Genomic DNA, 18,663 nt, shown 5'->3' with positions numbered 1-18,663 from the left:
AACTCCTTATATGCTCGCGCTGAAAAAAGTATTACTGGTTAGCGTTCCGGCAATCCTCGCCGGGTAAACCACATATTCCCCCTGATCCCATCCCGCCCGGATTAACAGGCTTTCCGATGTAATCACTTCAAACTGATAACGGCGGCAGGTTCGCCCGTACTGGCGGATAATCTGGATCATCAGCTGCGTGTTGTCGGCTATCTGGCTGTCTGAAACGCGCACCAGAATCACATCCCAGTCGATACCCGGCTGGCGCTCCAGTAGCTCGACGTATCCGATACCCAGCCGATCAAAGATGTTGATGAATCCCTCCACTGAACCGGCATCCGCGGCATTCACAAACGCATACGCCACGCGCTTACGGAACAGGTTCAACGGCTCGCCATTCAGGCGCGGAATATCACGGTCATACGCCATCAGGTTTAACATCGGTTCACTGCAGGTCAGCGGATCAAACTGCGCCAGCGGCCAGGTTATCCAGCTGTATACCTCTGCCCAGAAACGGCGCAATGCATTCAGCAGCTTTGCCGGTTCCCCTTTATTCATCCAGAAAGGCAGCGCCAGCGCGGCCAGTTTCTTCATAAAATCAGTCATCATGCAGACTCACTGTCAGCGAATTCAGGCGCGGAACATCAAGCCCGCTGGTAATGTCCCGTAACGAAAACTCGATAGAATCTGTCTGCGGGAAAGCCCTGTGTAACTCCCTCCCCAACTGGGAAAAAGAGAAGCGGGAATATGGCCACGTTTTTTTCACATCAAAATCCGCGTTTTCACGGAACGCACAGCGGATCAGATTTTCCACGCCCGATTTCAGCGCGTTCACTTCGTCGTCAGTCATATTGCTGACGCTCGGCACGTATACGCTTACCGCCAGATCGTGGCGTGTCTCTGGCATGGCAAAACACTGCATATCGTCGCCGTGGCCGTGGTGGCCTTGTGTGTTGATGTAGTCATTCACAGCATCAATAAACGGCGCGGAGGCCACACCGGTATCCAGCAACAGATAGCTGTTTGCCGTACCTGCTCCCCGTGGCGCTTCATGCTCAAAAAAAATGCGGTCAATACTCAGCCCGGCAACCTGGGCAATCATCGAACGGTAAACCGCATCAGTGTGATAATTACCCACCAGATTGAACTGGTTGCGGCAGCGCTCGCGCAGTTCATCATCACTTTCTTCATCGGCTCCCGGCTTCGTCAGCCAGTCTTCCTCACTGGCCACCTGGCTGATACCATCCACGGCTACAGGCAAAATCCGGTAATACCCCGGTGCCAGGTTATACGCACCGCCTGTTCCGGTTGCTTTGACTGCCACCAGGGCGCTGGCCACACCGGAGGGGATCACCACATCGGCCACCGTGGCCAACACATATACACGGCCATTAATACGCTCAGTCTGTACCAGCGTGCCTGCCTTTACGGTGGTGGTAGCCTTTGCATCGGTTTTGAAGAAGCGGATCACCCCCTCGGCAGCGGTGGCTGGTTTTGCGGTCACATTTACCGCCCATGCCAGCAAACGCAGCATCTTGCCGCCTGCCGTCGCCACGTACATATTGGTAAGCACGACCCCAATAAGCGCATCTTTCAGCCACATGACCGGCGCGGTCACTATCGCTGTGACCAACCGCCAGAAAGGTGACATACGGGATGTGTTAGTGATCAGCCCTTCGCCAGCCACGATGGCGTTAAAACGCGCCTGCACATCGTCTTCCGTGACCGGCATTCCGCTGTCTTTCAGTACTTCTTCAAAATCAACCTGCGGCTTTTCCGTCATACATCCACCTGATAAGCAATACGGCCAAAATCATATGTGCTGGCTGTCACCCATAATCGCTTCGGGCTTTCTTCACTGATTTCCACGGTACCAGGCACAATGCGTTCATCTTCTTCCACCAGTAATTCAAGCTGGGTAAAAATATCGGCTCGCATTGTCGGACTTCGCTCTGCAATTAATCGGGTTGCCAGCCCACTTTCCAGAATGGAATGGACAACATCCTGCCCAATACTTTGGCGGTTATTACATAATTCAGGTTCATTACCTACATTCAGAACAAAATCACCATTCTGGATCAGTAAGTCGATATAAAGGTTTTCACTCATCCGTTAAGCTCCTGCCATTCCATTAATTTACCCGGCGAAAGCGTTTCTTTCGGATAAATATTTACCGTGTCAATTTTCTTACTGTTATCTGTTACCGATTTGGCATTACTGTTAATGGATTTACTGATACCGCCGCGTTCAATACCTTTTAACTCGCCACCAGTAGATAACGTATTCGACGTTAACGGTGGCGGGTTTTCTGCGGCCATAGAAATATCCACGCCGGGAATTTTATTTAACTTCCCTATAATCCAGTTCCATGATTTAAGAAAACCGCCTTTGATAACCTGCCAGACATTATCAAACATTGAGATAATACCGCTGGCCATACCGCCAAGCGCCTGCGTCGGTGAAAAGCCGGTCAGAAGTGCAATAAAACTATTCCAGCCATCTTTAATAAATTGCCAGGCGCTGGCAAAGACACCCGCCAGCCATGTAACCACCCCGGCTACAACCTTAAAGGCTTCGGTATTCATCACGGCCGCTTTTACCGTATCCCAGTGCTTAATCAGCAGATAACAGCCTGCGGCCAGCAGGGCAATGGCACCAATGACAAGCAGGATCGGCCAGCTCATGAAATTAATCGCCGCGCCAGTCATCACAGCAGTCATACGCAGGGCAAGCATCACCCCACGAACCATTTTCATGGTTTTAGCCCATGCCAGATTTGCTTTGGTATTAATCCAAGTCCAGGCGGTATTAATTTTTGTCACCGCAGTCAGGGTTTTCCAGATAGCGATGGCACCCAGCTTAATTAGCTTTGACACTCCCAACACAATATTGGCTATTGCTCCAGCGGCGGCAAATCCCAGCAGTGCCATGGCAGCATAACCAATCACGCGGGCGATATTGGGAAACATCTGCATCCAGCGGGCAAAGGTCTGCCCCATATCCGCCAGGCGGTTAAGTAGTGGATACAGTACCGGGATCAGCGTCAGACCAATGACCGTTTTGATTGCCTGCAGGATGGCCACAAAGCGATCCCACGGCTTCACCAGTTTGTTTGCCTGTTCCTGGGTACGCTTCAACCCATCGGAACCACCCAGCTCTGTAATATTCCGCTGTAGAAGTGCCACATTGCCATAAAGATGCTTCACCACGGCGGAACTGTCACCAAAGGCGGCATCCAGTTCCGCCTGCGCTTTCAGGTTCCCTTCAAGGCTTTTACCGTATTTGCCCTGCAGCTTGATCAGCATTTCCGGCATGGACAACATTTTGCCGGTGGCATCAGTGAACGACAGCCCCAGCTTTTTAGCGCCATCAATGGCACCCGTCATAAAACCTTCATAAGCGCTGCTGGCTTCTGTGCCCAGCGTACGGTTTAACTGCCCCAGTACGGCCAGCTGTTCATCCAGTCCCACGCCATAGTTGGTACCCACGCCGCGCGCCCCTTCCATCAAATCCTTGATAGTGGCCATTTCCGTGCCAAAGGTTTTGCGCATGTACACCATTTTCCCTGCCAGCTGCTCGGCAAACTGGACTTTGCCCAGGCGCTCCGCCTCTGCTGAGAAGTTGCCATACATTTGCCCCATAAATTCTGCCGTGTCTGCAGCAGTGGATTTCAGGGCAAACGCCAGTGTATTGGCGACTTTTGTCACCTTCGGCAGCTCATTGCCGGTCAGCCCGGCAATGGATGCGTTTATGCTTTCGGTGGATTGCACAAACTCCACCGCGCTGGCGCCATAGGTCGTACTGAATGCCAGCGCATCCCGTTGCACGGTTTTCAGGACAGAATTACCAATGCCTTTTGCCGCGGCTTCATTCAGCGCGTCATACATTTCAATCGCCGGTGATAATGCGCCTTTGATTGCCATTCCGGTACCTGCCAGCGCCAGTGCGCCGCCGCCAATTTGTATAAAAGCCGCTTTTGATTTTTCAGCAAAGCCGGTGACATTATTCTGCACCTGTTTTAACGGGCGCGATAATTTATCAATCAGGCTTAATGTAAAATCTAACTGTTTCATTCTGTGCCTTTAAATGCGGTACTGATTCCGTTAGCAATGGCAATATGCATATTTTCCCAATGACGATTATCCAGCCATATCGCGGCTGCAATATCATCTATGGAATCATTACCCTGCGGTAAATAGTGGCGACGTAAAATTAAATACTGGTCGAGTCCGTTATTTTCAATAGAACGAACTCGCTTACTCAGTTTTTTACTTCAATTTCCAGCTCAGGCGCATAAATTTCATTCACCTTTCCGGCTAACTGGATTGCTGCCCCCGGACGTTTCAGAATATCCTCCAGCGCATCTTTACTTTCTGCCGCCACAATACGGGTCAGGTAGTTATGTGCGGGCGCAACTTTATTATCCATTGCCACTTCGTTAATGAATTTGTTGTATGCCGTTTGGTTGGGTTCAAAAATAACAGGCGTACCACAGACCACTAATTTAATTTGTTCCATTTAATATATTCTCTCGTAAATTAATTTCATCAATTAACTGGTTATGACGTGCCGCACACTGGCCGTACATTTCCAGATAAAGGGTTAACAGTTCTGCTGCGTCTTTTCCCTGCATGCCCTTCAGGCGCGGCAGCTGCACGGCGCATTTAGTTTTCAGGTTTTCCTGATAACGCACGTTCTGTGCTGGCGGTGGCGTCGTTGTACATGCTGACAAAATCAGCAGACAGGCACACGTTAGTAAACACCGGCTTAACCACTTCCGTGCGAATTTCACGCGGTGGCGCATTCTTTAAAGCCTCAAGCTTTTCTTCCAGTTTTCGCCCGGATGCGCTGGCCACACTGGCCAGCTGCGTGCCGGTGGCAGTGGCTGTTTTACGGATAGCCAGATCAACACTGTCACGCTGCCAGCTGGCAACCTTCCAGCCACAGGCAAACGCCATCATGGCCAGCATCACCACACCCACCGTCAGCTTATCCATCAGCGCACCCCGTTATGTTCCAGGCTGAAGTGGTTTCCGTCCGGGTTAGACCTGAAGCGTCCGCCCCAGCTACCGCCCAGTTTTTCCCAGTATTCACCCAGCGGCAGGTAATCTTCCGTGCGGGTTTTATACTCGCCCTTCACAAACAGATTAAAATCAACAGCCAGCCGCTGGGTATGGAGGCTATTGGAAATACCGCTGCCTTTCTTTGCGTTCAGCGCCGCCTGCTCAGGCGTGCGATACGCTTCACCAAAGGTCAACTGCATACCGTTTGCATTTGCATACTGGATTAACAATGCAATCATCGACGTAAATCGTTGTTGCTTTTCGCTTAGTGTCACTTCCTGCCCCCCTTACCTAAAAAATCAATCCCCTTGCGACGCAGCCAGGCTTCAACGCCATTCAGGCCGAGAATCCCCAGTGCGGAACCAAACCCGGCCAGTGCCAGGGGGTGGATATCCGGAACAAAGTACAACGCCACCCCTGCAGCCACTGACAGGGCGCTGCCGACAATGACACGCCCCGCAACCAGGCGCAGGGTTATTGGTTCCCCGCTGTTAAGCATCTTGCCCAGCGCAATCAGCGCCCCCATCACCGCCAGGGCGATAAACCCCTTTTCATAGTCCTGCATCCCTGCCCCTTATCCGATCAGGTTTTCCGTGGCTTCCGGCTCCAGATACGGAACACCGTTGATGTTGATAAACTTCGGACTGGTCACGAAGTACTTGATTTTGTGCGTGGCCACCGTGCCACCCTTTGGATCAATATCCAGCAGATTGCTGACCTGCAGCTTATTGCCGAACGTTTCCACCTTCATTTCCTCGCTGCCGGCTTTCGCGTAGAAAAGGAAATCCACAGCCGGGATGCCCCGCCATGAACCCGCTGCGCGGGCTTTTGCGGTCAGTACCTTCATCACTTTGGAACTGACTTCAATTTCACCCTCAGCCGACACATCACCGTCCACATGGCCATCCGGCACACCACGCGTCTGCGCGGCGGCGCTGTTATCGGTGATATCCAGTGAAATTTTCTCGATATGGATCAGATCACCATCCAGATAGACATCAAACGACATCCCCGAAATACGCTTACTCATGCGGCAGTCTCCAGGCTGGCATCCAGCATCAGATTGATCGTAATCTGCAGCGGCACTTCATACGTGCGCACCACAATGTAAATATCCACCGCTTTCTTACTCTTCCACACAATGGCCACATCACCATCCTGCGGCGGCTTCACTTCGCCCGGAAACGCCACGCCATTGATGCTGGCGGCGGTGGACATCTCGCGCAGTGGCTTCATGAAAAGTGACTGGTGCGCCTCGATACTGCCCGGCGTGCTGTTCAGAGAACGATCACCGATCTTGCCGATAGCCAGGAGACGGATACGACGCGCGGCCTTATCAGCAATGCGCAGCGTTTCAATGGACTGATAATCCCCCCCTTCCACGTCCAGGGTACGCCCATCTGCCCAGTAAAAGCCGTCATAGTCCGGGTACCACATCGGCACGCTGTAGCGCTGCATTTCCAGTGCCTGCAGCGTGGCCAGCTCCAGAACTTCACCGGTGCCGTCCACCGGCAATTCATCACCCCCCAGATCAAGCAGTGCGCCGGTCTGGACTCGCGCCGGGCTGTCAGCAATGGTCACTGCACGATTACATAACCGGCCAGCAAGCACGCCCGGCTCATGGCCAAACAGGCGCGGTACCAGCTGCACCGCTTTTTCCGCAATGCCATCCTGCAGCGTGGAAGCGCGTGCCAGGTAATCAGCCTGGCTTTCCTTGTCCTGCATGCCCTGTACCGCAAGCAGGAACCACACCCAGCGGCCAAACTTCGCGATCAGATCCGCCCGCAGTGCAACCGCCTGATTAATTGCCTCTTTAGTGGAAATATCGTCTGACAGCACCACCCCTTCCACGGAACACGATACCTGCGCAGCCTTAACGGCTTTCACCCATGCATCCGCCTCCGCATCGGACGGCAGCACATGCACGAACCCCCACCAGTTCTGCCCGGCGTTTTTCATCGCGGCCAGCACGTCACTTTTCAGCGGGCTGTCACCTTCACCCAGCAATTTGTCAAAATCACTCTGGGTATTAACCGCCAGCGTCTTACCCATATTTACCGCGCCCTTGCCGACAAACAGCACGCAGCGTTCCACCTCACTGGTTTCCCCCTGCAGCTGATTCAGCTGGTTAACTCCTACATTTGGCCAGGTCATGTTCTCCCCCTGATATCCTGCGCATTTACATCCCAGCCAAAGCCAATGGCCTGCAGCTGCCGTGCCAGCGCCTTGTTAAATTCATCCTCCCCCATACCCAGAAACACACGGGCAGGCAGATCAATTGTCCAGCTCGTTTTCACCGCCTTGCCGCTGAGTTTTCGTATCAGCAACCCCGCCTGGCTGTAAGGCATGGATGTGGTGATTTCGCCCAGGGTTGGCTTTTTCCAGCGCTTCCCCCGGCGCATCCGGTACCCCAGGGCGCGTAATTTCTTTGCCTGCGCCGCGGTGGCCATCTTTGCGCCCCCGTCCTGCCGTGGCTGGCTGGCACGACTGACACGAACACGCATCCCATTTTGCTGCGAGTAACCCACGGTGCCTGCGGGTACCGGTGTATCCCCGTTCCGGTAGCCTCCACCCTGCAGATAAATCCGCACAGCCTGCATTTCGGGCATTTCCCGGATATGCAGCAGTTTTGGCATATTGCGCAGCATCTTCCCTTTACGGCGCGTTTTCCTTCCCGGCCAGGCGCTTCCCTCCGGTGATTCCTGATTGCGCACATGGCGTTTTGCGGCGGCGATAACGCCGTATTTGGCCATACGCCACAACAACCGCTGGCGCTTCTTCGGCGGCAGCTCCATTGCTGCCAGTGCCTTGCGCAGCGCAGCCAGTTGCGCTTTGTTCAGCTCGCCGCCCGCGATCACTCTTCCACCCCGATAGGCGCACCGGTTTCATCCACGCCATAAACGCTGGCGTGGATCGCCGTCCAGACTTCAGGATTAACCAGTGACCAGCGCTCACCACGCCACGGAATAGCGCCGTTTTCATCCTGCTTAATCACCAGTTCTTCCGCCATTGGTACGCTCAGCACTACGGTGGCGGTTTCTTCATCCTCCACAGATACATCCCACTGCGGATCGGCTTCCGTTACCCCGATTTCGTCAAGCAGTTCCCGATCCGCCTCGTCCAGCCATGCTGCCAGCAGTGACATCAGCAGTTGCGGCGGGCAAAGTCGGTACGGGAAACGCGCCCAGCTCAGTACCGCGTCATAACGGATAACGGCCTGCCGGTATTGCCCCAGCCCCAAATCCCTGGCTGCGGGAATGAATTCCATTTCATCAAGCACGCTATCAAATGACTGCATCGCCCGTGGCGGGACATTCGCCTGAAAGAAAGCGGTCAGGTTTTCCAGTTGTGTCTGGCTCATACTTTTTTCACCGTTGCCCGTTTAAGTCCTTTCATACGGCGGATCACCACCGATGCTTCCGCCAATAGCCCCGCACGCGTTTCCAGGCTTTCCTGCCCCGGATGCGTTTCACGCCGTCCGATGGTGGCAAACTCCCCCAGTAAATCGGCCTTTGCCCTGGCAAAAACAGCCTTTGTATACTGGGCGCACAGGCTGTTCAGCCCGCCCATGCTTACCCCCGGCACTTCCGTGGCCTGGGCATATCCCTTTGCCTGCCAGCCAGATTCAACCCGCTCCAGCTCAGCATTGACCTCTGCGACGGCTGCGATCAGCGCCTGCGCGATGGTATCCGCATCGATATCAGCAGGCAGTGACCGCTGCGCCTGAAAATCTTTCAGATTCAAATCAGGCCAGAAGCCGTTATTGGTCAGCGGTTCATCCTGATAATCCAGCGGCTTGCCACTAAACATATATCCCCCGAAAAAGGCGGACTGTCCGGTTTCCACGGCGCAGTTGTACGGTCTGTACGCTGCCCTCCACCGCGTCCGCCTGGCTGTCGGTAGTCTTTAAACCTGCGTTAATTTGCGCAGACGTGCGGCGATGGTCTGCCGGGCAGTTTTCACACCAACCCTGAAATAATGCCGCTCTGCAATAGCCAGCAGTTGATCGGCCTTTTCCAGTGTGGCCACGTCATCCACGCCCGCCGCCGTTTTCTGGCCATCCTCCCCGCGCAACAGCTCCAGCCCGGCAAACTTGAACCATTTGGCCGTCACCTGCTCATGTAAGCGCCAGGTGTTAGCCACACGGTCAAACGTGCGGGAAAAATACGGCTCAATACTTTCCCCACGCCCGGCTGACTCTTCCGCCCAGGCCAGCATGGTATCCGCCACAAATGTGGGGAAGTTGCTGCGCAGACGGTCTGGTGTGACCTGCTGCTGGCTGATTGCGATATCTGCCCAGTCCAGCGCCTTATCCAGTTCGCCCACGTCAAAAAGCCAGATTACGCACCATGCCAGTACCGGGTTTGCATAGACCTGCCCGCTGGCCAGATAGGCTTCAACGGTTGGCATCCAGCGCGGCAGCAACACATCGCGCTTAAACGCAACACGATCTGGAATAAACTGAATGCTTCTGGCCTGCGCCACGTCCTTTTCCAGCGCAGCAATCAGGATGTGCATGCTTTCGCTGCTGTCCACCGCCTGGCTCTGTTTCAGGCGCTGTTCCGTAGCAATACGCTGGCTGTGCCGCTGTGCGGGAGAAAGTGCCATGCTTAACCCTCCACTGGTTCGGTCACTTCACCGATGGTCACAGCAGACTCATCAAAAGCGGCATACAGTTCTGGCTCTTCAACCGCATAACCTTCATTGCGCAAATATTTGTTTTCATACTGCTTACGGTCTTCAACAAATTCCGCTTTGCGCTGGCGAGTATTGCGCTGGGTATAGATGTGCAGGTTCTTAAGCGGCGTCACCACCATGCGCTTACCCGGCATAAACGGCGGAATAACTGCCGGACGTCCGGCAATGGTGCTGCCCAGCATTTGCGCTGCAATCTTTTCAGACGGGCGGTCAGCTGCCTGATAAAGCCGGTACTGTTCCGCCGCCACCAGGTCAGCGCCAACCAGCACGACAAGACGCGGATCATTTCGGTACTGCGCCGGAATTTTGGTGTTAATCAAATCAGAGGCCATTGCATCCAGACCGCGATAATCACCTTTGTCATCCAGTACAACCGGATCGGTAATAATTTGCTTGCCACCTCCGTATGACTTCATACGTTCATGCCAGCCTATATTCACATCTTCGCCGTTCGGGTTTTCGTCCGGATTAGTGGTTTTGGCCACACTGGTACCATTGAACCCGATCCGCAACATATCGAGCGCAAAAGCCTGATTCGAGAAGGTTTGAACAAGATTGAAAAACTCGTTCTCATCCTTACCGGCATTAGCCCATACGGACAGCAAATCCCAGCGCAGCGCAGCACAGCTGTCAGTTTCTACCAGCTTGTAATCATTCCCATCCACACCCACGCGGCGAATGAAACGACTGGTTTCATGGCGTCCGGTATGCAGGGCGGATGAACCCACAGAAACAACCTGGCCGGACAGCTGATCCACATCTGCGCAGGTCAGCATGTCCAGGAATTCGACGGACTCAAGCAACGCCTGGCGCAAAGTCGTTTCCTGCGGATCAGTCAGTGAAAAATATAGATTCGCGGATTCCTGCCCATAATTGTCAGCCAGACCAGCGCAATATTGCGCCATCAGGCTTTTTGCTCGTTTATTTAAAAACATAAAGCTCCCTCGCTATAACGCGATAAAAAGTTAATCGTTAATTTGTTTAGCGGGGTGAATTAAAGAAATTTAAATTTCCCGGCTTTTCCCGGAACCGTGCGCCCCGGCTGACGTGAATTCTTTTTCCCCAAATCGCTAAATCGCTTAACAATCTCGGAAGCATTATCACGAATAGCCGCAAACTCTTCCGTATCCACCACTTCAGAAATAGTATCCACATCTTCTGTAACTGAATTAAGCTGGTTTTCAATCGTCGCCACACGACCTTCCAGATCATTAAGAGCACTGGCCAGCGCCTGCAATTTATCATCATCCGGTGACGGATTATCGCCTGGATTCTCTTCTTCAAATTTCGGTTTAATACCAAATAATTTCTGCCAGTTCTTCATTCTTTCTTCCTGTTTAATTTTACCGTCGCGGGAAATTACGCAACTGTAATAACCCTGTTTCGTTAATTTATTGCGCCGACTACTAAAGCGCAGCCGTGTGGTGCCAACGCTGGCCGGGGTATCTGTCACCGCCAGCCCTTTCAGGTAAGTACGCCCACTGCCGCGCCAGTTCTCTTTCGGCTCAATTGAAAAGAACAAAAGCTGGTCTTCATGGTTGGCAAAGATAAGGCGCATATTCGGGCACAGGCTGACAAACAGCCGCGCTAACCCATCGTCGCCATCGTGCCAGGTGGCCTCCAGTACTTCACCAAAATTACCGCAATCATCTTCATGTTCTGGCCAGATTAAAGCGACATAGTGGTTATAGTTGTAGGTTTCCCCCATATCGATAATCCACTGTCTTTTAATCTTCCTGCCGTCTACGGTATCCCCTTCGGTAGCAACACACAGCCAGTCAGTTTTTAAATGCGACACATATTCCCTCCCCTGCCGATTAACTGATTTCCTGCTGTGATTCCAATTATTGCCGGATTGCAGAAAGCACGCACTCGACTTAATTCTGCTTAATTCGGATAACCGCCCTTTGCCGAACAGGTACGAATTAACACCACCGTTTTTTCGTCATAGCCGCGGCATAATTAAATCTATGGCTAAATACTCTGAAGAATTAAAAGGCGTAGTACGGGCGCTGTATTTGCGTCGCTATACGCCAAAAGAAATTGCATCTGAATTAAATCTGCCGAATGCGCGGATCGTTTACTACTGGGCGGAGAAATACAGCTGGGCCGATTTACTCAGCCATGAAAGTACTGAAGAGGCGATTGAACGCCGTTACCAGTTGCTGGCCGGGCGCGATAATAAAACCGATCTCGACCTGAAAGAGATGGATTTACTTATTGCTCATGCCACTAAGCTGCGAGCGCAAAGTAATAAACATAAAGAAAAGATGCTGGCAAACCGGGGGAACGGGCAAGCAGCTGCGGCACAAGACAGCGACGATGGCGAACCCCGCAGCAAACGCAGGTACAAGAAAAACGATATTTCATCGCTAACACAGGAGGATTTTGACACCTGGGCGGAGGAACATCTTTTCGGCTACCAGAAACACCTGCGCCAGAATATTGGTCAGGCGGTGCGCAATATCCTGAAAAGCCGCCAGATCGGGGCAACCTGGTACTTTGCTTATGAGGCATTTGAAAACGCGGTCATGACCGGCGATCCGCAAATTTTCCTGTCAGCGTCCAAAGCCCAGGCAGAGGTTTTTCGCTCGTATATCGTCAATATCGCCGAGCAGTATTTTGGCATCACACTAACCGGCAATCCGATCCGTTTAAGCAACGGCGCGGAATTACGCTTCCTTTCCACCAACAAAAACACCGCCCAGTCCTACAGCGGCCACCTGTACTGTGACGAATATTTTTGGGTACCGAACTTTGCCAGGCTGAATGAAGTGGCCAGCGCGATGGCCACACACGATAAATGGCGTACCACCTATTTTTCCACTCCATCCGCCAAAACGCACCAGGCTTACCCGTTCTGGACTGGCGAGGAATGGAAACAGGGCAGTAAAAAACGCGCGGCTATCAAATTCCCGTCATTTGACGAAATGCGCAACGGTGGCCGGCTCTGCCCGGATGACCAATGGCGTTACATCATCACACTTGAAGATGCAATCGCCGGTGGCTTTAACCTGGCCAGCATCGAGAAGCTACGCCGACGTTATAACGACACTGCATTCAATATGCTGTATATGTGCGTTTTTGTTGATAGCAAAGACTCCGTTTTCAGTTTCTCCGATCTGGAAGCCTGCGGCGTGGAAATTGAGACGTGGCAGGATCACGACCCCAACGCCGCCCGGCCATTTGGCAATCGCCCGGTATGGGGTGGTTTTGACCCGGCACGCAGCGGCGATTTGTCCTGCTTTGTCATTATTGCCCCGCCTGAACTGGCCGCAGAAAAATTCCGCGTACTGGCGGTGTTTAACTGGAAAGGCATGAACTTCCGCTGGCAGGCAAAGCAGATAGAAAGCCTGTTTAAAAAATATAACTTCACTTATCTGGGTGTTGATGTCACCGGCATAGGCCAGGGCGTTTTTGACAATATCCAGCACTTTGCCATGCGCGTGGCCGTGCCTATCCGCTACGACCTGAACACCAAAAACCAGCTGGTACTGAAAGCCGCGGATGTGGTCGAAAGCCAGCGTATCGAGTGGGATAAAAACCTGAAAGAGATCCCGGCCAGCTTCATGGCCATCCGACGCACAACCACGCAAAGCGGGAATGCCATGACCTTTGTCGCAGACCGCAGCCCCGAAACTGGCCATGCAGAATCGTTCTGGGCGATCACGCACGCCCTGCATAACGAACCGCTTAACTATGAAAACAAACCAAAATCCCGCTGGAGAATGAAGAAGGCAGCATGACGAAAAAACGATATAACGCCCGGAATAAGCGCGGCGACAAAGCAAAAAAAATGAGCATCATTTCTTTCGGCAAACCGGAACCTGTACTGACTACCGGCACGGATTACCGGGATATCTGGTACGACAATGCCGCCGACCATTTTACCCAGCCTATTGATCGGCTGGCGCTGGCACAGCTGATTAACCTGAACGGCCAGCACGGTGGCATTATTCATGCCCGTAAAAATATGGTGACGGCAGATTATCTGGGCGGTGGTCTCACGGATGATGAACTGGAAGCGGCCGCATTTGATTATCTGACGTTTGGTGATGTGGCCATTGTGAAAATACGCAACGGCTGGGGTGACGTTATCGGCCTGGAACCTCTTCCCGGCCTTTATCTGCGCCGTCGCAAAGTCCGGGATGATGATCGTAATGTGCCTGGTGATTACGTGGTACTGCAGGAAGGGGAACCGCTGGTATTCCCTGAAGAAGACATCATTTTTATCAAGATGTATGACCCACAGCAGCACATTTACGGCCTGCCGGACTATATCGGCGGCATTCATTCCGCCCTGCTGAACAGTGAAGCGGTGATTTTTCGCCGCCGCTACTACCACAATGGGGCACATACTGGCGGCATCCTGTATACCCGAGACCCCAGCATGACGGATGAAATGGAAGAAGAGATTGAACAGCAGCTGCGTGACAGCAAAGGGATCGGGAACTTCTCCACCATTCTGGTGAATATCCCTGGCGGCGATGGTGACGCCATTAAATTTATCGAAATGGGGGATATTTCTGCAAAGGATGAATTTGCCAGTGTGAAAAATATCAGTGCGCAGGACATTCTGAACGCTCACCGCTTCCCGGCCGGGCTGGCAGGTATTGTGCCGCAGAATACCGCAGGACTGGGCGACCCTGAAAAAGTGGAACGCACCTACAAAAAGAATGAAATTCGCCCCATTCAGCGACGCATGGCCAAAGCAGTGAACAATGATCCGGAAATTCCGGCGTATCTGCATCTTAAATTCGCAGATGAATCAACGGATAAGGATGCAGCATGAGGCGAAAAGGGTTAAAATCCAGGCATATTTTGACAGCCGGAGAGTGGAATATGAGAGTCCTGAAGATTGAATGCCCGGAATGCGGCTCAAAGGCTGTAATTCGAAAGACGAACCGGAAACACCGGCAGATTGCTGATATTTATTGCGCCTGCGCAGATGTGGAGTGTGGGCACACTTTTGTAATGAATTTGACGTTTTCCCACACTCTTAGCCCCAGCGCGAAAACGGGTGATGCTTTAGTACAAACATTGCTAAAAAATCTGTCACCCGATCAAAAGCAGATGGCGCTGGACTTACTGAAAGCGGCACCGGCTGCGTGAATCGCCCCCGTTACGGGGGTATTTTTTTTCATACTCATCCAGTCTTTTACCCAGCGCCATTGTCATTTCACTTAACCAGGCTAACGCTAAATCTTTCTCTTCTTCTGAGCAATCCGCAGTTGCCATAAGTTTTGCAACCAAAGCGATCCGTTGAAAAGCAACGGTTTCAAAAAACAAATCCTGCACAGCATCCTCCCACGCAAAACAACTGTATAAACATACAGTACACCTAAACGCACAATATGTGAAATGAAAATTCATATGATCAATAATTTACGGTATGCATATCACACACTTACACAGCATCACCTCCAGCCTGGCCAGATTTCGTCTTCCGGTTTCATACGGTTTTCCTGCAACCTGTCATTACGGTAAATCAGCGAACTATTGCCAAAACTCAAACCGCCGCCGCGCATCAGAATGGCTATTTCTTCATCCGTGCCGGCAAGCCCCCGGCCAGTTAATTCATTTTTTAACCTTCTCCGGGTTCCTCCCTCCGTACAGTTATTGACAGAACTCCTAGGCGGCGCATTCGCGCCGCTAACAGCTGCCGCCTGTTCGGCGGCTAACTTCGGAACAATCTTCCACTTTGTAATCCGGGTTAAAATGGGCACACCCATGCCAACGGCAGGAGAGAAAACCCCCTTAACCCGCACAATTTCCTCACCATATGCGTTAAATTCCGGGCTGGTTTCATACCATGTGCGTGCGATCAGCTCATCCCGCCTTACGAATGGTCCGCCCTGCTCATTGATATATTTCGCCCAGTCTCCGCTGTCAGCAGCATCATGTACCGCAGCAAATTCAACGCTTAACCCCATCGCGGTATCGTGATCAGCCATCCTGCGCAATTCGCGCCATACCGTTACCGGCGCACCACCTACAAACTGAAACTGGCGGATACGCCAGCATGATGCCCATGCAGCAGCTGCGGCGGCGGCTTCTTTCATTGGCTTGCCGCTTTCGTCGTCCAGTTCATCATCCAGCGCATAACCATCAATATTTTTTGATATGTATTTGGCTACATAACCGGTTGCTGACCCTTTTTCCGGATCGATACTTTCAGCATGAAAGCGTGCCTTTCTGGCTTTATCGGTGATCAGCTCGCCATGGTCTTCATCCATCGCATAATCACGCAGAATGCCGCGCACCTGTTCAACCTCTTCAGGACGCATAAACAGCAACATGTGCCAGTGTGGCGTGCCATCGTGATGCGGCTCCGCAACCCTGATTCCGAACACGCGCAAGTCTTCCCGGTGAAGCTTTGCCCTGATCCGTCCCCAGATTTTACGCAGATATCCCTGGGTATCAGCCGGACTGCTGCCATTCCATTTACGGTTGCGGTGGCCATGAATAGTAGTCGCGTGATATTTAGACGGCGCAGTGATGGTGTAAAACTCCCCCACATACCCCAGCTCATTACAAACGTTTTCAAATCCACGAATACGCACCATCATTTCTGTACGGCGGATCGCGGGATTGGCCACGCTCCCCCAGTACTTATCAATCAGGCTAATCCGGTTGCCGAATTCATCCTCAAGCTCCATCGACTTCAGGAATTCCCGCGTGCGGCGCTTCTGCTCCTTCCAGTCACGAATAAGCTGTTTGCTGGCGTAAGTGCTGACCTTTTTGCTGACGTGATTCAGGGCGATATGTAAATGCTCGCGCCACTCTGACGCATGGCGGCGCAGGCGAAGCGCCCACCACTGATCAGACATCATTTTGGCAAGAGAAGCGGCGGCTTTTGGCTCCTCGAAGCAACGACGCATTAACTTTTCATAATCCGGCGCAGACTGGCGGAATGCATGAGTAATGGCAGCAGCACGGACATAAAGTGCATGCAGCAACTTAAGCGCACCGGCATCCGGCATTTCATCGTTTATGCTACTGAGTTCCATTGTGATGAACGTCGAAACATCCTGCGCCAGCAGGTCAATATCCTCTTTCGACATATCAGGCAGGTGGTTGAAGCGGTACATAAGGCGCACGGTATCGGCGGTCATTTTGCCGATGTGATAACGCTCTGAAACAATATTGATACGCGGCAGAATGCGTTCAAGGAAGGTTTTAGCCAGGTAAGCATTTGCGCGCTTTATACCCTGTTCTTTTTCCAGCTTGCTGGCTGTCGCATTTACCGACATACGAACAATTACAGATTGCTTTTGTAGCAAATCCTGGGCGCAAGCCAGCGCCGCATTCTCTCGATCTCGGCGCTGTAGTTCTTCGTATGTGGGTATCGGGCTTGCAATGGCCTTGCGGGGTGCATTCCAGGAATACGCCCAGTGTGTGATGGCGTGTGCATCTTCAGACTGATTAGCATCACGCCGCGCTGAATCGGCGGCGCAATGTTTGTCTAAGGCCAACGTCATGCGATGGCCTTTGCAATTGAATCAAGTGGGGATTTCAGGATCAGCTCACTGGCCATCTTCTGACTAACAGCCGATGCCCCAACGCTACGGGGCGCATTCACCTGCACCGCCTCAAAACCGGCATACAGGTAATGCACCATCTCCAGATTACTGTTTGAGGCAACAACACTAATCCCTTTACGTGCCAGGCGGCGCAACTTCCGCGCCAGCCTCCCCTGATCCATATGCGTAAAACCGCTTCCATGGTAAGCGGTAAAATTATCGCTTTCCGTCAGGTATGGCGGATCACAATAAATAACGTCATAACCATCCCGGACTAATTCAAGCGTTTCCGAATAGTGAGCGGTGATAAACGTTGCCCGCTTTGCCTTTTCCTTAAATGCATGAATTTCATCTAACGGAAAATAAGGTTTCTTGTACTTACCAAACGGTACATTGAACTGCCCGCGCCGGTTATAGCGGCACAGACCATTAAAACCGTGACGGTTCAGGTACATGAAACGCGCGGCCGATTCCACGCAATTTGCGCCCCCCTTCTCTGACTGATTGAACAAATCCCGGACTGCATAATAGAAAACAGCACGGCTTTCTTCTTCACCCTGCGAACCGGCAGAAAATAGCGTTTCCAGCTCAACAAGGAACGCATCGGTATGATAGGCCATGGCCTTATACAGATTGACCAGATCAGGATTAATGTCACCAATCAGGTACTCGTCATAATCCGTATTCATCATTACGGCGCAGGAACCGGCAAACGGCTCAATCAGGCGTTTACCTTCAGGTAAATGCGGAAGCAGCTGCGGCATAAGGCGGGCTTTACTGCCCACCCATTTCAATGGGGTTTTAACGGTCATGATCCACCCCATTATCAAAGATATAAAACAACGCCTCGGACGGTGACAATGCCTGTACTGACAGGATTGACCATCCCTCTGCTGCCGCGATCACGTCACCAGCGGGCAAAATGTGAGTAATGACAGCTGCCCATTCTCTGCCGGTGTATTTACCGTGCTTCCACTCACAGAGAGTCAGCAGATCACCAACCCTATAATCCCTGTCATGGCGTCGTACCTCAGCCCTTTTCTGACCAGCCACCACTGCGTCCAGATATTGCGGTGCAATTTTTATACTGTGAATTTTTACTGCCATGCTGCACCACCTTTACTGCAAATAGCCTCAGCCTCCTGGCGGATTAATTCGACAATCTCAGCCGCGCTTAAACCTTTATTTGCGGCATGGGTGGCCAGCTTATCCAGACGGGTGGAACACAAATCGGCGGCAACGGCTTTACCTTCGGCAGTTGCTTTGGCCAGCATGGCAAGCAGATCGGTACCGGAATTAATTACGGGCAAATGGTTACGTGTCATATTCATTTTGGTTTCCTTAAGGCAAAAGAATCCCCGGCCACCACAGGGATGGCCAAAAAATCAGGC

The 18,663-nt window shown here is 52.3% G+C and carries 26 protein-coding genes; 3 read left to right on the top strand and 23 right to left on the bottom strand.

The genetic code is table 11. From position 1 onward, the window contains the following. Window positions 1-6: 6 nt before the first annotated feature. The 18 genes from ABLV66_RS06230 to ABLV66_RS06145 form a co-directional block, all read right to left on the bottom strand. On the bottom strand, window positions 7-594 hold the full coding sequence (locus ABLV66_RS06230) for a hypothetical protein (RefSeq protein ID WP_348876865.1): 588 nt from the start codon (window positions 592-594) through the stop codon (window positions 7-9). Beyond that, window positions 587-1,771, bottom strand: a complete 1,185-nt coding sequence (locus ABLV66_RS06225; protein WP_348876856.1) for a baseplate J/gp47 family protein — start codon at window positions 1,769-1,771, stop codon at window positions 587-589. The genes ABLV66_RS06230 and ABLV66_RS06225 overlap by 8 nt, the downstream gene beginning before the upstream one ends. Beyond that, window positions 1,768-2,097, bottom strand: coding sequence for a DUF2590 family protein (locus ABLV66_RS06220; protein ID WP_032411168.1), 330 nt, complete (start codon window positions 2,095-2,097; stop codon window positions 1,768-1,770). Before ABLV66_RS06220 ends, ABLV66_RS06225 begins: the two co-directional genes overlap by 4 nt. Beyond that, entirely contained in the window at window positions 2,094-4,061 is a 1,968-nt protein-coding gene (locus ABLV66_RS06215; RefSeq protein ID WP_348876855.1) for a phage tail tape measure protein, read from the bottom strand. Before ABLV66_RS06215 ends, ABLV66_RS06220 begins: the two co-directional genes overlap by 4 nt. Beyond that, complete coding sequence (locus ABLV66_RS06210; protein ID WP_407718992.1) at window positions 4,058-4,141, bottom strand: DUF6890 family protein; 84 nt, start codon at window positions 4,139-4,141, stop codon at window positions 4,058-4,060. Before ABLV66_RS06210 ends, ABLV66_RS06215 begins: the two co-directional genes overlap by 4 nt. 107 nt (window positions 4,142-4,248) lie before the next feature. Beyond that, complete coding sequence (locus ABLV66_RS06205) at window positions 4,249-4,506, bottom strand: putative phage tail assembly chaperone (protein ID WP_348876854.1); 258 nt, start codon at window positions 4,504-4,506, stop codon at window positions 4,249-4,251. After that, window positions 4,493-4,681, bottom strand: a complete 189-nt coding sequence (locus ABLV66_RS06200) for a hypothetical protein (protein WP_348876853.1) — start codon at window positions 4,679-4,681, stop codon at window positions 4,493-4,495. The genes ABLV66_RS06205 and ABLV66_RS06200 overlap by 14 nt, the downstream gene beginning before the upstream one ends. Further along, window positions 4,653-4,985 carry a hypothetical protein gene (locus tag ABLV66_RS06195; RefSeq protein WP_047043552.1) on the bottom strand — a complete coding sequence of 111 codons (333 nt, stop codon included), beginning with the start codon at window positions 4,983-4,985 and terminating at the stop codon, window positions 4,653-4,655. Before ABLV66_RS06195 ends, ABLV66_RS06200 begins: the two co-directional genes overlap by 29 nt. Beyond that, a complete protein-coding gene (locus ABLV66_RS06190) occupies window positions 4,985-5,326 on the bottom strand; it encodes a M15 family metallopeptidase (protein WP_053064769.1) in 342 nt (113 codons plus the stop codon). The genes ABLV66_RS06195 and ABLV66_RS06190 overlap by 1 nt, the downstream gene beginning before the upstream one ends. Further along, entirely contained in the window at window positions 5,323-5,616 is a 294-nt protein-coding gene (locus ABLV66_RS06185; protein ID WP_032411153.1) for a phage holin family protein, read from the bottom strand. Before ABLV66_RS06185 ends, ABLV66_RS06190 begins: the two co-directional genes overlap by 4 nt. Window positions 5,617-5,625: 9 nt before the next feature. Continuing rightward, the gene (locus ABLV66_RS06180) at window positions 5,626-6,081 is read right to left on the bottom strand and encodes a phage protein (RefSeq protein WP_032411150.1); all 456 of its coding nucleotides are present in this window, start codon (window positions 6,079-6,081) and stop codon (window positions 5,626-5,628) included. Then, window positions 6,078-7,205 (bottom strand): DUF2586 domain-containing protein, encoded by a 1,128-nt coding sequence (locus ABLV66_RS06175; protein WP_348876851.1) that lies wholly within the window; start codon window positions 7,203-7,205, stop codon window positions 6,078-6,080. Before ABLV66_RS06175 ends, ABLV66_RS06180 begins: the two co-directional genes overlap by 4 nt. Further along, window positions 7,202-7,909 (bottom strand): hypothetical protein, encoded by a 708-nt coding sequence (locus tag ABLV66_RS06170; protein WP_348876850.1) that lies wholly within the window; start codon window positions 7,907-7,909, stop codon window positions 7,202-7,204. The genes ABLV66_RS06175 and ABLV66_RS06170 overlap by 4 nt, the downstream gene beginning before the upstream one ends. Continuing rightward, window positions 7,906-8,412, bottom strand: coding sequence for a phage tail protein (locus ABLV66_RS06165; RefSeq protein ID WP_348876848.1), 507 nt, complete (start codon window positions 8,410-8,412; stop codon window positions 7,906-7,908). Before ABLV66_RS06165 ends, ABLV66_RS06170 begins: the two co-directional genes overlap by 4 nt. Beyond that, window positions 8,409-8,861 carry a head completion/stabilization protein gene (locus ABLV66_RS06160; RefSeq protein ID WP_207304268.1) on the bottom strand — a complete coding sequence of 151 codons (453 nt, stop codon included), beginning with the start codon at window positions 8,859-8,861 and terminating at the stop codon, window positions 8,409-8,411. Before ABLV66_RS06160 ends, ABLV66_RS06165 begins: the two co-directional genes overlap by 4 nt. Before the next feature lie 96 nt (window positions 8,862-8,957). Next, window positions 8,958-9,659, bottom strand: coding sequence for a phage terminase small subunit (gene gpM, locus ABLV66_RS06155; RefSeq protein WP_348876847.1), 702 nt, complete (start codon window positions 9,657-9,659; stop codon window positions 8,958-8,960). A 2-nt stretch (window positions 9,660-9,661) separates the two neighbouring features. Beyond that, window positions 9,662-10,684 (bottom strand): phage major capsid protein, P2 family, encoded by a 1,023-nt coding sequence (locus ABLV66_RS06150; RefSeq protein WP_348876846.1) that lies wholly within the window; start codon window positions 10,682-10,684, stop codon window positions 9,662-9,664. Window positions 10,685-10,743: 59 nt separating this feature from the next. Beyond that, window positions 10,744-11,547, bottom strand: coding sequence for a GPO family capsid scaffolding protein (locus tag ABLV66_RS06145; protein ID WP_348876845.1), 804 nt, complete (start codon window positions 11,545-11,547; stop codon window positions 10,744-10,746). A gap of 172 nt (window positions 11,548-11,719) precedes the next feature. Between ABLV66_RS06145 and ABLV66_RS06140 the strand changes: the two genes are divergently transcribed. The 3 genes from ABLV66_RS06140 to ABLV66_RS06130 are packed head-to-tail and all read left to right on the top strand — an operon-like array spanning window position 11,720 to window position 14,861. Continuing rightward, window positions 11,720-13,495 (top strand): terminase large subunit domain-containing protein, encoded by a 1,776-nt coding sequence (locus ABLV66_RS06140; protein WP_348876844.1) that lies wholly within the window; start codon window positions 11,720-11,722, stop codon window positions 13,493-13,495. Next, the gene (locus ABLV66_RS06135; RefSeq protein ID WP_348876843.1) at window positions 13,492-14,541 is read left to right on the top strand and encodes a phage portal protein; all 1,050 of its coding nucleotides are present in this window, start codon (window positions 13,492-13,494) and stop codon (window positions 14,539-14,541) included. Before ABLV66_RS06140 ends, ABLV66_RS06135 begins: the two co-directional genes overlap by 4 nt. Next, window positions 14,538-14,861, top strand: a complete 324-nt coding sequence (locus ABLV66_RS06130; protein WP_047043583.1) for an Ogr/Delta-like zinc finger protein — start codon at window positions 14,538-14,540, stop codon at window positions 14,859-14,861. Before ABLV66_RS06135 ends, ABLV66_RS06130 begins: the two co-directional genes overlap by 4 nt. On the opposite strand, the gene ABLV66_RS06125 is transcribed toward ABLV66_RS06130, so the two are convergent. The 5 genes from ABLV66_RS06125 to ABLV66_RS06105 form a co-directional block, all read right to left on the bottom strand. After that, complete coding sequence (locus ABLV66_RS06125) at window positions 14,835-15,047, bottom strand: hypothetical protein (protein ID WP_141146380.1); 213 nt, start codon at window positions 15,045-15,047, stop codon at window positions 14,835-14,837. The two genes, ABLV66_RS06130 and ABLV66_RS06125, sit on opposite strands and share 27 nt — an antisense overlap. Before the next feature lie 119 nt (window positions 15,048-15,166). Beyond that, window positions 15,167-17,230, bottom strand: coding sequence for a replication endonuclease (locus ABLV66_RS06120; RefSeq protein WP_348876842.1), 2,064 nt, complete (start codon window positions 17,228-17,230; stop codon window positions 15,167-15,169). Further along, entirely contained in the window at window positions 17,227-18,084 is an 858-nt protein-coding gene (locus ABLV66_RS06115; protein WP_336186097.1) for a DNA adenine methylase, read from the bottom strand. The genes ABLV66_RS06120 and ABLV66_RS06115 overlap by 4 nt, the downstream gene beginning before the upstream one ends. Continuing rightward, a complete protein-coding gene (locus tag ABLV66_RS06110) occupies window positions 18,074-18,379 on the bottom strand; it encodes a DUF3850 domain-containing protein (protein ID WP_336186096.1) in 306 nt (101 codons plus the stop codon). The genes ABLV66_RS06115 and ABLV66_RS06110 overlap by 11 nt, the downstream gene beginning before the upstream one ends. Further along, window positions 18,370-18,603 carry a DUF2732 family protein gene (locus tag ABLV66_RS06105; RefSeq protein ID WP_336186095.1) on the bottom strand — a complete coding sequence of 78 codons (234 nt, stop codon included), beginning with the start codon at window positions 18,601-18,603 and terminating at the stop codon, window positions 18,370-18,372. Before ABLV66_RS06105 ends, ABLV66_RS06110 begins: the two co-directional genes overlap by 10 nt. Window positions 18,604-18,663 lie beyond the last annotated feature (60 nt).

This window comes from Klebsiella sp. CN_Kp073, from assembly GCF_040065495.2.
GTDB lineage: Bacteria > Pseudomonadota > Gammaproteobacteria > Enterobacterales > Enterobacteriaceae > Klebsiella > Klebsiella aerogenes.
Note: the sequence above shows the minus strand (reverse complement) of the source record. Positions and strands in the feature narration are given on the sequence as shown.